Annotated in this window: 16 protein-coding genes, 2 pseudogenes and 1 riboswitch; of the genes and pseudogenes, 6 read left to right on the forward strand and 12 right to left on the reverse strand. The window is 64.0% G+C overall.

Translation table 11 applies throughout. The features are described from left to right. Positions 1-28: 28 nt before the first annotated feature. The 5 genes from OXR00_RS16375 to OXR00_RS16395 are packed head-to-tail and all read right to left on the reverse strand — an operon-like array spanning position 29 to position 4751. Positions 29-607 carry a histidine phosphatase family protein gene (locus OXR00_RS16375; protein WP_267389337.1) on the reverse strand — a complete coding sequence of 193 codons (579 nt, stop codon included), beginning with the start codon at positions 605-607 and terminating at the stop codon, positions 29-31. Then, the gene (locus OXR00_RS16380; protein WP_107963383.1) at positions 604-2460 is read right to left on the reverse strand and encodes an alkaline phosphatase family protein; all 1857 of its coding nucleotides are present in this window, start codon (positions 2458-2460) and stop codon (positions 604-606) included. The genes OXR00_RS16375 and OXR00_RS16380 overlap by 4 nt, the downstream gene beginning before the upstream one ends. A 22-nt stretch (positions 2461-2482) precedes the next feature. After that, positions 2483-2920 carry an EamA family transporter gene (locus OXR00_RS16385; protein WP_056056364.1) on the reverse strand — a complete coding sequence of 146 codons (438 nt, stop codon included), beginning with the start codon at positions 2918-2920 and terminating at the stop codon, positions 2483-2485. An 8-nt stretch (positions 2921-2928) separates the two neighbouring features. Then, positions 2929-3351: a DUF190 domain-containing protein gene (locus OXR00_RS16390; protein ID WP_056056363.1), complete on the reverse strand. Its 423-nt coding sequence runs from the start codon at positions 3349-3351 to the stop codon at positions 2929-2931. Then, on the reverse strand, positions 3351-4751 hold the full coding sequence (locus tag OXR00_RS16395) for a voltage-gated chloride channel family protein (RefSeq protein WP_056056360.1): 1401 nt from the start codon (positions 4749-4751) through the stop codon (positions 3351-3353). The genes OXR00_RS16390 and OXR00_RS16395 overlap by 1 nt, the downstream gene beginning before the upstream one ends. 23 nt (positions 4752-4774) lie before the next feature. After that, positions 4775-4852, reverse strand: a riboswitch (Fluoride riboswitch). A 161-nt stretch (positions 4853-5013) separates the two neighbouring features. Between OXR00_RS16395 and OXR00_RS16400 the strand changes: the two are divergent. From OXR00_RS16400 to OXR00_RS16410, 3 genes and pseudogenes are all read left to right on the forward strand, one after another. Beyond that, positions 5014-5454: pseudogene (locus OXR00_RS16400) on the forward strand (chloride channel protein); the annotation flags it as partial. Continuing rightward, positions 5451-5813 carry a DUF190 domain-containing protein gene (locus OXR00_RS16405; protein WP_082471096.1) on the forward strand — a complete coding sequence of 121 codons (363 nt, stop codon included), beginning with the start codon at positions 5451-5453 and terminating at the stop codon, positions 5811-5813. The pseudogene OXR00_RS16400 and the gene OXR00_RS16405, both read left to right, overlap by 4 nt. A gap of 3 nt (positions 5814-5816) precedes the next feature. Further along, positions 5817-6089, forward strand: coding sequence for a CrcB family protein (locus tag OXR00_RS16410; protein WP_201780755.1), 273 nt, complete (start codon positions 5817-5819; stop codon positions 6087-6089). Between the two features lie 125 nt (positions 6090-6214). Here the strand turns inward: OXR00_RS16410 and OXR00_RS16415 are convergent, their stop codons facing one another. The 4 genes from OXR00_RS16415 to OXR00_RS16430 are packed head-to-tail and all read right to left on the reverse strand — an operon-like array spanning position 6215 to position 9123. Continuing rightward, complete coding sequence (locus OXR00_RS16415) at positions 6215-6340, reverse strand: hypothetical protein (RefSeq protein ID WP_258191424.1); 126 nt, start codon at positions 6338-6340, stop codon at positions 6215-6217. Positions 6341-6392: 52 nt separating this feature from the next. Next, on the reverse strand, positions 6393-6905 hold the full coding sequence (locus OXR00_RS16420; RefSeq protein WP_107963382.1) for an MgtC/SapB family protein: 513 nt from the start codon (positions 6903-6905) through the stop codon (positions 6393-6395). Next, positions 6902-7972 (reverse strand): sulfite oxidase, encoded by a 1071-nt coding sequence (locus OXR00_RS16425; protein ID WP_031440360.1) that lies wholly within the window; start codon positions 7970-7972, stop codon positions 6902-6904. The genes OXR00_RS16420 and OXR00_RS16425 overlap by 4 nt, the downstream gene beginning before the upstream one ends. A gap of 59 nt (positions 7973-8031) precedes the next feature. After that, positions 8032-9123, reverse strand: a complete 1092-nt coding sequence (locus OXR00_RS16430; RefSeq protein ID WP_267389338.1) for a putative sulfate exporter family transporter — start codon at positions 9121-9123, stop codon at positions 8032-8034. A 110-nt stretch (positions 9124-9233) separates the two neighbouring features. On the opposite strand from OXR00_RS16430, the gene OXR00_RS16435 reads away from it, so the two are divergent. Continuing rightward, positions 9234-10112: a LysR family transcriptional regulator gene (locus OXR00_RS16435; protein ID WP_267389363.1), complete on the forward strand. Its 879-nt coding sequence runs from the start codon at positions 9234-9236 to the stop codon at positions 10110-10112. A 432-nt stretch (positions 10113-10544) separates the two neighbouring features. Here the strand turns inward: OXR00_RS16435 and OXR00_RS16440 are convergent, their stop codons facing one another. From OXR00_RS16440 to OXR00_RS16450, 3 genes are read right to left on the reverse strand one after another with little or no spacing between them, the layout of a single operon-like run. After that, on the reverse strand, positions 10545-11423 hold the full coding sequence (locus OXR00_RS16440; protein ID WP_267389339.1) for a hypothetical protein: 879 nt from the start codon (positions 11421-11423) through the stop codon (positions 10545-10547). Beyond that, positions 11420-12817: a relaxase/mobilization nuclease domain-containing protein gene (locus OXR00_RS16445; RefSeq protein WP_183128850.1), complete on the reverse strand. Its 1398-nt coding sequence runs from the start codon at positions 12815-12817 to the stop codon at positions 11420-11422. The genes OXR00_RS16440 and OXR00_RS16445 overlap by 4 nt, the downstream gene beginning before the upstream one ends. A gap of 32 nt (positions 12818-12849) precedes the next feature. Then, positions 12850-13401 (reverse strand): hypothetical protein, encoded by a 552-nt coding sequence (locus OXR00_RS16450; RefSeq protein ID WP_313932034.1) that lies wholly within the window; start codon positions 13399-13401, stop codon positions 12850-12852. Between the two features lie 320 nt (positions 13402-13721). On the opposite strand from OXR00_RS16450, the gene OXR00_RS16455 reads away from it, so the two are divergent. Continuing rightward, entirely contained in the window at positions 13722-13982 is a 261-nt protein-coding gene (locus OXR00_RS16455) for a hypothetical protein (protein ID WP_121905588.1), read from the forward strand. Positions 13983-14052: 70 nt separating this feature from the next. Next, positions 14053-14450, forward strand: a pseudogene (locus tag OXR00_RS16460) (VOC family protein). The last annotated feature ends 399 nt before the right edge of the window (positions 14451-14849 follow it).

Genomic DNA, 14849 nt, shown 5'->3' on the forward strand with positions numbered 1-14849 from the left:
TACGCGAAGTACCGCGTCACAAGGCGCATCATGACTGGTTCCACGACCGAATGACCGGCTCGTCGCCATCATGTTCGTACCCGAGGACGCTGATGCTGGCCGTATCGAGCAGGAAATAGGCAGCGGCCCTGACGGGTAAGCCGAGCCAGCGCGCTGCCAGCACGCGGAGAATATGAGCGCTCGAGAAGATCAGGACATCGGCGTTGCGCCCACGCAGCGATGCGATGACGCGATCGGCTCGGGCTGCGACCGCCTCCGGAGACTCTCCTTGCGGGCAGCCGTCGCGGAACAGGTTCCAGTCCGGGCGATCGGCGAGGATCTCCTTCGTGGTTCGTCCCTCGTAGGCGCCGTAATCCCATTCTGCGAGATCGTCGGCAGGCACCAGGCGGGTCGCGAAACCGGCCAATTCCCCGGTCCGGCGCGCCCGTATCGAAGGGCTCGACCAGACGGCGGTAAAGTCCAAGCTTGGCAGACGTTCGGCTATTCGTTTCGCCGCGGCTTCTCCTGCCTCGGTCAGCGGGATGTCAGTCCGTCCCGTATGCTGCCGCGAAACGCTCCAAGCGGTTTCACCGTGACGGACGAGCCAAATCTGTGGGAGCCGGTTCATCGCCGCATCGCCTTTTCACCCGATGGGACGGATGCTGTTCCTATACCGAGCGTCCGATCGGGGAAGCCGCCGGCATCGAGATAGCGGATGCCGCCCAGCTGCTGATATTGCAGGACGGTCGCGAGGCCGTTGGCAGCAGGCTGCGAGCGCTCTTCGCGACCCTCGTAGCGCGGCACCGTTCCACCCGGCATCGCCTCGCGCAGTACCCGGCCGGTCAGATGGCCGCGCGGGGTGGGGAGGAGATTCAGCAATGCCATCATGGTGCGGCCCACGTCGACATTGCTGACCGGTGCTGGATCGACAAAGCCGCGCTTGAAGTCCGGGCCGGTCGCTGCGGTAAAGTTCAATGTGTCACCGCGGCCGAAGCTGCCGTGCATGCCCTGCCCCTGCTGGAGGGTCGTATCGGAGACTTCGATCTGGCAGTTTGTCGCAATCGCACACCCGGTGTTGGCGGATCGGAAGTTGACGACGATCGACGGCACCGGCGGGAGTGCCTCGCCCTTCAAATTGATCGCGGAAAGCGGCAGTGTTCCGGCGATTGCTCCCAGGCGGTCATCGACGAAGATACCGCTGACATAGTCCTGATCCAGCAGTGCGGAAACGACCCGTGCCGCTAGGGCAGGATCGCGGGTCGGTAGATAGAGGAGGTCGGACCCGCCATTTGCCGCCACCACTACGTCAGGTCTCGTCGCATCGGCACCGAGCACCGCGTTGCCGCGGCTCGGATGCTTGCCGTCCGCGACCCGCGTGTTGCCCGCTTCTGGATCGAATACGGGCATGTTCAAGGCGGACGCCAGATCAAGCGCAAGGAAGCCGGGCGGTAGGAAACCTTCGGGAACATCGACATAGCGCCCGCGTGCTGCGGAGCTGGTCCGGCTTTCTTTGGAGATCGTAGAGAAGCCGTGATCCGACGTGACGATGATGTCGGTCGTCTTCGCAAGACCCAAGCGATCGAGTGCTGCGCGCAGCTTCGCTAGATCATAGTCGGCATTGCGGATCGCGGCGAAGGTCGTGGGACCGTTGATGCCCGGCGTCAGCTGATTGAGGCTGTCGCCCTGATTGTGCTGCGTGCCATCGGGATCGCGCGACCAGAACACCATGGCGAACGGCCGGTGCTGCTTTCGGAAGACCGGCAAAGCGACCCGGGTCGCGACGTCGATCAGATAGTCCTGCTGCACGCGGTTGGCACTCGTCGTTCCGGGGATTCGGGCATCCCCGGACCGTCCGTTACTGCCGCGGTCCGGTGCTTGCAGCGCAAGCCCTGCCTGCGTGAGGCGAGCGGCAACGTCGGCAGACAGCGGAATCCCGCCGGGACGCCCGGTTGAATCGTCGATGATGAGTGTGGTGGCTCCGTCGCGTGCACGATGGTCCTGGATCAATGCGGGACCGAGCTTGCCGATCGCGGCCGTGCCGTACCCTGCTTGCCGCGCCGCTTCGAGAACGGTGGTCTCGTTGAGGTAATTGCCCCCGAAATGCTCGTCGACCTCGCCCAGAACAGCATCGTTCTCGAGGAAGGGCGTCACGCTGCCGGCAGCTGCAGCAATCGGCGCACGAGTCCATATCGTGTTGCTGAAGTCTCCGGTGTCGCCGAGCTGGTGACCGGTTGCGAGCGCCGACGCATTGGCGGTGGTGAACGTCGGGAAGACCGAGTGGCTGTTGGAAAAATAGGTGCCGGTGTCCCGCAATTGCGCGAGCGTCGGCGCGCTCTGGGATGTGACGATCTTGCCTCGCAGGCCGTCGATCACGACAAGAATGACATTGTGGGGCGCCGGGTGGCGCTTTGGCGTGCGCGCCTGAACCGTGGGCGAGACCGTGAGGACCAGGGTCGCAGAGAGTGTCGCAAGGAGGCGCATCGTTGGGTTCCGGTTTCGAGGTTCAGGCAAGGGCGACGAGCACGGCTCCCGCACCGATCAGGACGATCCCAAGCCAGCCGCGGGTGGAAAGATGCTCACCGAGAAACGCCACGCCGAGCACCGCGACGAGGACGACGCTCAGCTTATCGATCGGTGCGACGCGGGCGGCATCGCCGATCTTCAAGGCGCGGAAGTAGCAAATCCAGGAGGCACCCGTCGCAAGGCCCGAAAGGGCAAGGAACAGCCAGCTTCGCGGACTGATCGCATCGAGTGGCTGAAATTTGCCCGTGACCGCAAGAAGGATGGTCAGCACGGCAACTATCACCAGCGTCCGAAAGAGCGTGGCCAAATCGGAGTCGATCCCTTCGACGCCGATCTTCGCGAAAATCGCGGTCATCGCGGCGAAGCCGGCGGAGCCCAATGCCCAGACGAGCCAGGACGCTGAAGCGGTGCTTCTCATCCTCGCGCTCACTCCGGCTCTGCCGCGAGGATCGCGGGCGCGGCATCTTCGTGACGGATACCGGCAGAGCCAATGCTCCAGTGTTCGAGATGCTTGTAGACGATAACCTTGCCACCAAGGATCTCGCCATGTGCTTCGCAGAAGCGTTCCAGTTCGTGGCGCTGCCCGATCAACTCGACACACATGGTCAGGTGCGGATCGGCGATTTCGGAACCATTTTCGCGCACCGGGCCGTGATTGCTGTAGCCGTAGTGCGTGTTGTGAGCGACCGCGTTCATGATGCCGTCGCGCTTCGCTTGCGCGACAAGCTCACGGTAGAGCGGCTTGCGCGACCAGAAGCTGCGCGATCCGGTCGCGATCTTGTCGGATGGCTTTAGATAGATGCGGATCATACCGATCTCGCTCGGCGTCACCTTATGCTGTTGAGACATCAGTCATGCTCCTTGGTGATGACGGGGGTCGGGGATGGACGGGGGCCGCGCCGTGACGCACGAGCATCGCGCAGGGTCGCAGCCCCGGTATGCGCGCGAGACGCGCGCTTTGGCACCGCGATCCGCTGCGACAGGTAGATGCCGTTATGGCCCGAGCAGATGTAGGCGATGAAACAAGCGACTGCGATTGGGACGGCGTGGGCCGCTCCGAACAGCTCGATCCCCATGATCGTGCAGGCGAGCGGCGTATTGGCCGCGCCAGCGAACACCGCAATGAAGCCTAGTCCCGCGAACAGATCGAGCGGTGCGCCAAGCAGCCAACCGAGCGCATTACCGAGCGCTGCGCCGATGAAAAATAGTGGGGTCACCTCGCCGCCCTTGAAGCCGGCGCTAAGCGTCACGACCGTGAACAGCATCTTGAGCGCCCAGCTCCACCGATCGGCAGGGCCGGTGAAAAAGCCGGCGATCGTGGGATCACCGGGAATGGCCGACCATACGCCTAGGCCGAGATAAGCGCGTGTACCAACGATCCAGACCAGCGCGATGACCAGCACCCCGCCCAGCGCCGCACGCGCAGGGCCGTAAGGGATATGGCGCTTCAAAACTCCGCCGAAGGCGTGGTTGGCTTCTGCAAACACAAGTCCGGCGAGACCAAACGCTACGCCGGCTATTGCCGCCTTGAAGAGCAACACCGGCTCGACGAACAAGGCACCGCTCGCGGAGGCCACATAGGTGATGTGGTAAGGCGTATGATGGATGCCCCAGGCGTGACATGCCCAGTCGCCGACCAGCGCGGCTAGCAGACAGGGGATGATGCCGCCGTATTCGATGCGTCCGACGGCCAGCACCTCGAGTGCGAACACCGCCCCGGCGAGCGGGGTCCCGAAGACCGCACCGAAGCCGGCTGCGACACCTGCCATAAGCAGAATGCGGACGCTGGCAGGATCGAGCCGGAAGAGGCCGGCAACGGCGCTGGCGAGACTGCCGCCGAGCTGGACCGCAGTGCCCTCACGCCCTGCGGAACCGCCAAAGAGATGAGTGGCGATCGTGCCGATGAAGACCAACGGTGCCATGCGCAGCGGAACGCCGCCTCCGGGCTCGTGTATCTGCTCGACGATGAGATTATTGCCCGCTTCGACCGAACGGCCGGTCAGGTGATAGAGCAACGCGACCGCCGCTCCGCCTAAGGGCAGGAGGTAAAGCAGCCAGGGATAGTCGAACCGCGCCTGTGTCGCGGCGTCGAGGCTCCAGAGGAAAGCCGCGCAGAGTGTTCCCACCAGCGCCGCCATCGGCACGAGGATCAGCGTCCAGCGCAACACCGACAGGGCATGGTCATGGCGATCGCGAAAAAAAGCGGCCAAATTTAATTCGTTATAGAGATTGCGAAACGTCGCGCGCACAATTCCTCCTTGCTGCCTTGCGGCGCCCGGTAGGAATCATCGGCCCTTGCGAGGGCGGTTCGGCCAACATAGCCAGGCGGAAATCCATCGCCTTCGGCCGCTATATGTCGCCGCGGTGCGGCAACGTCAATCCGATGTAGAAATGAAACTGTATGGTTGCCGGATGACAGGCCCGAAACGGCAGGATAACTGACGGACCGATACTGTTGCTCGCAGCCATCCGATTGCTGTGGCCGGCGGAGCAGGCGAAGAGCCGCCGCCCAAGGGCGGCGAGGTCACGCCGCTGTTCTTCATCGGCGCGGTGCTGGGTCATGCGCTCGCCGGCCCGATCGGTGTCCCCGTCGACCTCCTTGCCGCGCTCGGTTTCGTGGCGGTGTTCGCGGGCGCGGCCAATACGCCGCTCGCCTGCACGATCATGGGCGTCGAGCTGTTCGGCGCCGAGACCGCAGTGCCGGTCGCGGTCGCCTGTTTCGTCGCTTACGCCTGCTCCGGGCATAACGGCATCTACCTGTCGCAACGGGTGGCGGTGCCGAAGCGGGCGGGCAGCACCCTGCCGCCGGACCTGACGCTGCGCGATGCGCGCGCGCTCCGTCCCGTGTCCGACCTTTCAGACCTGTTCGCTCCTTACCTCACGGAAGGCTTATCCATGTCCGACGCCCACCACGTGTCGCAGACCGAGATCGGCTGGTCCGCATCTACATGAAGCTAGCCGATAAGGCGGTAAAGCCGGGCACGCGCTCACGCTGGGCTGCCAAGCCGCTCGACCGAACGCTCGTCGCGCAGGCCAAGGCGGACGGAATCATGAACGCTGTCGCCCACTATACCCACTACGGCTACAGCAACCACGGCCCGGTGCATGAGAACGGCGCCGAGATCGCCGATCCACACCTCACCATGTGTGTCGAACTGATCGGCCAGCGCGAGCAGCTCGAAGGCTTCTGCCGGGCGCATGGCGACCTGCTTGCGAACAAGGTCATCGTCTACAAGCACCTGGAGCATTGGACGGTCAGCCCGGCGGGCTTGCGCCAGGAAGATGCGGATACGGCCGAGCTGGTTGGCTGAGGCATGGGGCCATACCTGATTGTGTTCGCCGGGGCTGGTTCCGACGGCATGCTGCGGTATGGGCTGAACGGCCTCAGCCTGCGCCTGTTCGGCCCCGACCTGTCGATCGGAACGCCCATCATCAACGTGCTCGGCTCATTCCTTATGAGTCTGCTGGGGGGCTGGTTCTTGTTGCGAAGCGGATCGAGCCCGGGATGGCGATTGTTCCTCACCACCGGCGGGCTGGACGGCGTCACGACCTTCTCGACCTTCTCGCTGGAAGCGGCCTTGCATTAGGAGAGAGCCGAAGTCGGGCAAGCTGCCCTTTATGTTGTCGGATCGGTTGGGCTGGGCGTGCTCGCGCTGTTCGGCGGCCTCGCTCTCGTTCGCTCCTTCAGCCCGGCTTAGCGGCGCCAACCGGCTCAGAAGCGATCATCTTCCTTGACGTTGTCAACCTTCGCCTTGTGTTTGGCGCGGACCGACTCCTCCAGCTCCAGAATCTCGGCCGATTCTTGCGTGGTGGGCTTCTTCTTGTCGATATCGCTCATGAAGTCCTCCGTCTGCAAAACTACTGGTACACCGTTTCGCGCCAAGGATTATTCAGGGTTTCTGCTCGGCGTCCCGCCGGTCCGCTTCGGCCGGGGTCTGCCGGGCGCGTTCGCGGATACGGCGTTCGAGCGGTGCGCCGACGAACAGCACGAGCATCGCCAGCAGCAGACCGCCCACAAGCAGTGGCCACACCGCCAATCCCGCTGCCGCTCCGAGCGTCGCTGACACCCAGATGCACGCCGCCGTTGCCAGCCCATGCACCTCCTGCCCGCTGCCGACGCGCAGGACCGCGCCCGCGCCGATGAAGCCGACGCCGGATAGGATGCCCTGCATCACCCGACCTGCTGCATCGGCGTTCACGTTCGGCAAGCCGCTGTGGACGATCGCTTGGACGGCGATGCAACTCGCGAGCCCGACCAGCCCTAGCGTCCGCAGACCCATGATCTGTCGGTTCTCGCGTGACCGTTCCCAGCCGAGCGTCATGCCGGCCGCCGTCGCCACGATCATCCTGCCGATCGCGTCGACCCAGAAGGCGAGATCGACCGACAAAGGCGGCGGATTCACTCGACCAGCACGTGGACGTGGTGCCAGGCCGTGCAGAGGTATCCGGCGAAGTTCCACATCGTATCGGGTAGTTCGGGCTGACCCTGGCCCGCATCGTCGAACGCGCGCACCACAAGGTGCTGGCGCCCCTTGGGCAGTTCCGCATCTAGCGACCAGCGCTGCCAGCTCCACTGCCCGTCCGGATCGTCGGAGAAATCGACCTGCCGCCAGTCTCGACCGCCGTTCAGCGACACCTCTACCCGCGACACGCCGCGCTCATAGGCGACGGCATAGCCCTCGATCCGGACCTTGCCCGCGGGCAGGCTCTCGCCCGAACCAGGCGAGCAGATCGCGGCGTTGAGCGGCATGGCGTTGATCGTCAGCCCTTGCGTCCAGTCCGCCGTCTCGCTGGTCACGTCGGCCGGAAAAAGCTTGTAATCGTGCGCCTGGATCGGCGCCTCGGAGGGCGTGTCCTTGACCTCGATCCGGGTCAGCCACTTGGCGCTACGCACGCCAGCATAGCCTGGCACGACCAGACGCAACGGCGCACCGTGCTCGGGTGCCAGCGGTTCGCCGTTCATCGCCCAGGCGAGCAGCACGTCGGGCGCCCGCGCCTTGGTCATAGCGATCGAGACGCCGAACGGTGCCACCTCGCCTTCCACATCCACCTCGTCAGCGCCGGTGAAGCAGACGAACAGGTTGGACGCGTCCGATGCTCCAACTGCATCCAACAGGTCTGCGAGCCGCACGCCCGTCCACTCGGCATTGCCGATCGCGCCTATGTCCCATGGATCGCCTGAAGTCTTGCCCACCTGTTGGAGATCGGTCCGGCGGTTGCCGGCGCATTGAAGCACAGCCGTGACAGTCCGGACCGGAAAGCGCGCCTTCAACTCCGCAATCGAGATGGAGCACTCGCCCACACTGATCCCGCCCACCTCAATCCGGTGATCGGCCGGCAGGTCCGGCACGGGCCCATGGCTGCGCACATAGAACAAGTTCTGTGGCGTCAAGAACCGCTCGATCAAGGCGCCAGGCACCGGCTCGGCGTTGTAGGGCTCGGGGTTCCGCTCGATCATCAGCTCGCTCATGCTATTGTAACGCCTGACGATCGGCTTGGCCCCGGCCTCATCCTCACTATCTTGCCCGATCATGCGATGTGCAGCGCGGCCAGCAGCGTCAGACTGATCGCGCCCAAGCCGAGCAGCGACAACACGACCGCAATAGTCACGCGGCCCCCGGCCTTGGCGACGGTGCGAACGTCCACGCCGAGCCCGAGTGCCGCCATGGAAACGACGGTTAGCAGCGTGGCGCTCCGGCCGATCGGTGCGATTGTGGCAGGCGGCACCAGCTCCAGCGAACGGCAGGCGACCAGCGCAAGAAAGCCGATGATGAACCAGGGCACGAGGTGGGCGAGGTCCATTCGCTTGACCGAAGGGGCACCGGCCACGAACTCGCCTTCCGGCACAGCTTGCGGCGTGAGGCGCGGTGCCACCAACGACAATACGAGGCATACCGGTCCGAGCATCAGCACGCGAACTAGCTTGACCAACGTGCCCATCTGCACGGCGGCGGTGCCGAGCGGCGAGGCCGCCGCGATCACCTGCGGCACGGCATAGACAGTGAGCCCGGCGAGGGCCCCGAAGGCGAGCCCGCTCATGCCGATCGCAATTCCGAGCAGTGGCAGGCCAAGCACTACCACCACGCCCAGTACCGCCGTGAACGCGATCGAGGCGGCTACGTCGTCGCTGTCGGCGCCGATTACCGGTGCCACAGCCGCGATGGCGGAGTTGCCGCAGATTGAATTGCCGCAAGCCACAAGCAGCGCCATCCGCGTCGGCAAGCCGAGCAATCGGCCGATGCCAAAGCTGAGCAGGATCGCGCTCGCGACCACGCCGGCGATTCCGGCGAGGAGCGGCAGTCCGGCCGCCAAGATGGTCGCGGCGCTGACCGAAGCACCGAGCAGGACGACCGCCACCTCCAGTAAGTACTTGGCGCTGAACGCGATGCCTTCATGCCACCTGTCACCCGGCGTCCACAGGCTGCGCACAGCGGTGCCGATCAGGATGGCGAGCACTAGCGCCTCCAACCACGCCTTGCCGGCTAGCGTGCGCTCCCCCGCCTCCAGCGCGTAGGCCGCGCCGGTGACGGCAAGGCAGAGGCCGACGCCGGGCAGCAGCGCGGGAAGTCTGCTAGTCTGGACGGTCTGGAATATACGATGGTTATAGGCAAAACTGGACACGGCGGTGTTCCTTCCGCCGTACGATCTAAACCCTGCCTACCGATCACTCCAACGCAGACTTGTTGTCATCTCGATCGTCATTCGTGATCGGTTTCTATATCAGGTGCGGGATGACACTGGAGCAACTGCGCATCTTCGTCGGCGTGGCCGAGCGCGAGCATATGACCGCCGCGGCGCGGGCCTTAAACATCACGCAGTCGGCGGCTTCCGCAGCCATCGCCGCGCTTGAGGAGCGACACGCAATCAAGCTCTTCCACCGCGTCGGGCGCGGCATCGCTCTGACAGAGGCCGGACGGCTGTTCCTGACCGAGGCTCGCGGAGTTCTTGCGCGGGCCGACGCGGCCGAGACGGTGCTGGAGGAGCTTGGCGGGCTGAAGCAGGGCACGCTGCGCGTCGTCGCCAGCCAGACCATCGCCGCCTACTGGTTGCCGCCCATCCTCGCAACTTTCCATGAGCGCTATCCGGCGATCGGTATCGAACTGTCGATCGGCAACACTGGGCAGGCCGCGGTACACGTCAATGACGGCAAGGCCGATCTGGGTATTGTCGAGGGCGAGATCGAAGATCCGGCGTTGGCGCATTGGCCGATCGGCGAAGACCGGCTGTTGCTCGTCGGAGCACAGCCTTTCGGCGACGTCGACATCGACGCGACATGGCTCCGACGAGCACGCTGGGTGCAACGGGAGCCTGGATCAGGCACGCGATCGACGTTGGATAGCCAGTTGCGCGGCTTGGGGGTTGATCCGGCTGCCCTCGACGTCGCGCTGACGATGCCGTCTAACGAAAGCGTCCGAACGGCCGTGGAGGCTGGGGCGGGCGTTGCTGTCCTGTCCGCGCTGGTGGTCGATCCGGCCATCAAGGCAGGTCTGTTGCACGTCGCACCGATCACATTCGCTCCTCGCCCCTTCTTCGGGCTGCGGCATAAGGAACGCTATCGCACGAAAGCCGCGGATGCGCTGTTGGACGTGATCGGGTTGCAGCGGCGGTAGGTACGCATCGGCATTCTCAAAACGCCATCCTTTGTGGGACCGCCCGCGATCGCCATCTCCTTGCTGAAACCTGTCTGACCGCACTCCACCAGATTTGCGCCATAGTAGGACGGGACATCGCCCACGAGCGGCCGGATCTGGCAGTAGCTGTTGTTCAGCAGGCCGTGCCGGGACGACGCCTTTGTCCCTGAAGGCATCGATTACGGCGGAAAACCCTGTCGCCATCCTGGATGCACGACAAACGGGTGTTTTCCGACATGGCAGGTCAATCGCCTCTCACTCAACAGGGGGATGGCTGGGAGGGGTCGCGAAGCCGAACATCGTGTTCGCGTAGGGTGAGTGGCAGGTTTTGAGAGAAGCCGCCATTTACCCCTTTGCTGAGGAACGGCGTGAGTTGGTCGGAACCCGCCGATCCGCTTTAACGTACTTCGTCTAACGATCCTTGGTGACCTCGACCGCAGTCGCACGGTCGTTGCTGGAAGCCCTGCGACTGTCACCGATGTCCGGTCGATCGCCTGCCTCGATGCGGCTGGCTAGATCGCTGTGAAGCGAGACCAGCTCGGGTAGAGAATGCTCCCCAGCCGCAGGCCCCAGCCTGCGCTCTGCATCGTCGAAGATATCTATGGCGCCCGCCAGTTCGGGTTCGCCGTAAAGCGCTGCGCTTTCCCCTGCACGCCATAGCTCGGCGAGTTCGTGGGACCTTATCAGGCAAGCCGAGGCTGTACGATCGACCGCCACGGTGGTGCCCGGTGGTGCCGGCGGCGCAGCCCCCCTCCCCTTGATCTCGGCTCGCGTTAGTGCCGCCAGGCGGTAGCGCAGGACCCGGGTCTCCGGGGTATCCGTTGGTGAGGGCTGATACTGCCGGTTCAGGAGAACAATAAGCTCGGCTGTGCTGGCGGCCGACGCGGCGTTGCGCCAGTCCGTCAAGGACCGCTCGTCCGATAACAGATCCGCGGGTTGAGTCAGGATAAAGCGCTCGAGGAGCGGATCGCTGGCTACTGCGACAGGCAGGGGTGCTCGGTTACCGTTAGCGGCGGCATGGGCGAAGCCGATCGCCGCCGCAATCGTACCGAGTTGCGTCTTCATGATTTCACGATCGCCGATCGATCGCCCTAGGATCATCTCGAGGATCGGCGTTAGATCCGTCACGGCGGCCTGGCCCGCATCGATCGTGTCGAGCCTATGGACGATCTCTTTGTGTGTCGCCTCGATGCGCTGGGTGCTCGCGGTCAGCGCATCGAGCTGCTCCTGCACGAACGTCAACGCATCCAGAACGCCTGCAAGAGCAACGCTTACCTTGTCCGTGCTCATCGTTCTGGCCCACCCTTATCCGGCGAACGCACTCGGTCCCGAGTGGCGCGGTCGCGATCCAATATCTCGCGAAGGACCTCCTCCGGCTTGCTTGGCGTCGGTGCCGTGGCCTGCCGTTCGGCCTCGTCCATAAGCGAGCGAAGGCGCTCGGATACCCCCGAAGGTCGGCGTTCATGCGGCGTGTCTTCGGTCCGCTCGGGTCTCTCCCGAAGTGCTTGCTTGGCCTCCAGCTTTCCACGCAAGACGCGAGAACGTTCCAGTGCTGCGGCGATCGGATCGGGCCCGGGATCCGCAACAGCGGGGCGCGTCCGAGCATCGACAATCGCGCCGCGCGTGCGGGACGGTGAACCGGCACGCATCGCCCGAGCGGAGTTGGGCTCGGGCGGCGGCAATGCCGCGACGAACCGCCCGAGGCTCTGTGCCACCACCTGATCGGCGAGGGAGGGCGAAGCCGACAGCTCCGCGACGGATCGCATATAGGTCGCGCGAACGATGGCCTGCCGACTTGCAATAATGGCCTCGACCGGGTCGGATATACCCTGGTCGCGGAGGCGCATGGCGCGCTCCGCCCGGCTCCTATCGAGCCGCGGAACCTGCCCCTTGTCGCGCATCTTTTGTACCGCAATGTGCTCATGCGCGGGGTCAATACCGCGCGCCCTGGTCGGCGTGGCGTTGGCCTCGATGCCGCGTTCGCGGAGCTTCTCGGCGAAGCGTTGCCGCCATCGAAACAGATCATCCCGGTCCGGATGAAAGCGGCGCCCGTCAAAATCGCGACGCGCGATCGTGATGTGAACGTGCGGATGGTCGCGATCGACGTGAAGGCCGGCAACCCACGACCGGTTCGCAAACTCCTCGCGTGCGAAGTCCAGGGCCGCCGCTTTCAAACGCTCCGGATCGGTCCCCGTCGGCATCGAGAGGATCATCGAAATGGACGTCGCACCCTTGCGTCTGGCGTCCCCGTCCATCTCGAAGCTATGCCAATCCGTCGCGAGAATCTGCATGTCCCGTCCGTCACGCAGCATGACGCCCTCGCTCGTTTCAAGACCGAGTTCCTCGTCGGAACCGTGACCCAGCCGGCTGATGTAGGCGAAGTTGGCCATGACGTGTCCGCCGCCATGCTGTCGCCCCGTGATCCGCACCATGACCTCGGGGACGCGACGCGATGTGCGATCCGCAGCCATGGTCGCCTGGCCGCTCATTCGGGCCTGCGTTCCGCCCCCGAAAGCGTGCTTAGCCTGCGCACTGGCACGCGACGTCCCCGACGAGGATGCGGCTTTCGGGAACATCGACGCAACGGCAAGACCGAGCATCGTGCCCCCCGTTCTCGGGCCCTTTGCGTTGCCGCCTCCAGTCCCGAGGCGGTACTTCTTCGGCGGCGCGAAGACGCCCGCCATGGAGTCCATCGTTCCAGAAGAGAAGCGGAAGCTCACGCTCCTGACGCTCGGTAGGTTTCGGTCCAGTACCCGACCTCTGCCCCGATCGAAGCAGATAGGCCCAGCCGGGTCGTAAACAGCAGCGTCTTCAGTTCCTCACATTTCTCGATGAGGGGACCGGCGACGCGGGCGATGTCGAGCGAGCTTTCGGGCTGGTTGGCGGCGTTCATCGCATGGACCGCCTGGTTGATGTTCCGGCCGATCAGAAGCACCTGCTTGCGCAACGCGACGATCTCAGCCTGGGTGGCTGGCGCCAGCCTCAGCACGCCCGCCTTGTCCCAAAGCTGCCAGCGAAGCGTGCGTTTGATCCATTCGTTTCGCGTCATCTTCATCGGCGCCGCTACGGTGTCGATGCCTTCGACCTCGCTCCGGTCGAGGCGGACGGTGACGCGAATGAGATCGTCGGGATCCCCCCTACCCTGAATCGGCATCACCGGAATGTCATCGTTCTCCGGAGCCAGCACTGCGTTGGCCAATACGTTTGCCATCCAGCGACTTCGGGTCTGCCCATTCGCCGCGGCAACGCGGTCGATCTCGGCGACCAAATCGTCCTTCAACCGCAGGCCTACATTCATCTCAAAAGCCCCGTGCAGCGGCGCCCCACAAACCAATGTTAAACATTGGTGCCGTGAGGCATATCCTGCCATCCCTAGTAATTGCCTGTTCTCATGAAACAACGACCTTTTTGGAGCTAAATCACTCCAAACGCGGAGGTGAAAAGTGATTGACTGTATGCTTGCTACAAGTAACTTTCGTTCTTGTGGCGCCGGCGCAAGGCGTTTGTACGATTAGGTACGCCTACCTGCTATCTCCCGGATTGCCCGCAACATGGTAAGTTGTTCTCTATTGGAACCGGATTCAAAGAATGGCTCGATCAAGAAACGCCGTCGATCTCGCAACAATCGAGGCTCGGCGGGAAGCTCTAAAAGCGGAACTTGCTCATCTGGACGAACAGGCAAAGGCGGCGGAGCAGACGGCTCGAGACGCTGGTCGTCCGGTTCTAACCGCAGCGCTCGAGCGGGTTAAAATTGCAGCGATCGACAAAGCGGATGCCCGGGCAATCGCGACGGCTATTTCGAAACACGGCGGCAAAGCGGTGGCAAGCCAGCTTGCGTCGCTAGGCTAGGCTTCCAGGTCCACCATCCAGACGAGAAGCCGGCGTTGGCCTAGTATCCAGATTAGGGCAGCCTCATCGGATGCCTCAACGCTTGAACCTGACCGCTCTCCTTGTCGACGAATATGACACCGCGCTCTCTTCTTCGTCGAGAAGCTTGGCTTCGAACTGCGTGAAGATACCGTGCTGACCGATGACAAGCGGTGGGTGGTGGTCGCGCCGCATGGTGCGGCAAACGGACTGTTGCTAGCGCGAGCGGTTGGCGACCGGCCACGTGAGGCGATCGGCGATCAAAGCGGCGGTCGCGTGTTCCTGTTTCTCGAAGCAGACGACTTTGCCCGTGACCACCTCGCTTACACGCAGCGGGGCATCCGTTTTGTTGAAGCGCCTCGCCATGAACCATATGGCACGGCGGCGGTCTTCGAAGACCTCTACGGAAACCGATGGGATTTGATCGAACCTAGCGTGGGCAAGGGATGACCTTCGATCCGCCATTCTATGCGGTAAGCGCATTGGCTGGGATCGAACGCAGCGGTTCCCCAATCTTGGCAGCCACGGCCTGTCTGGGTGTTGCGCCGACGGAGGCTGACGGCCGGCGCTCGCTTCAGCGCGGCCTAGCAGGATACCCGAAAGCAGATTGACGGCGCCAGATCAGGCTGCCCCCTCCCCTGCCGGCCTGCCACAGACTGCGTCGTGTTGGTGGTTGGCGATCGCCCGTGCGCCTGTGCACGCGAGCGCCGCTCGTATGGTGTTTCGGGCGCTGTCGCGGTCCTGCCAAGTGAGCAATCACGCCCTATTTATTCGATCGTGGGATCGCCCTTAACGAGATCTACGGCGCGCTGGCGGTCAACCGGGATTACGTTGCGCCGCCTTGCTAAC

This window comes from Sphingomonas sp. GC_Shp_3 (assembly GCF_026540945.1).
Classification (GTDB): Bacteria; Pseudomonadota; Alphaproteobacteria; order Sphingomonadales; family Sphingomonadaceae; genus Sphingomonas.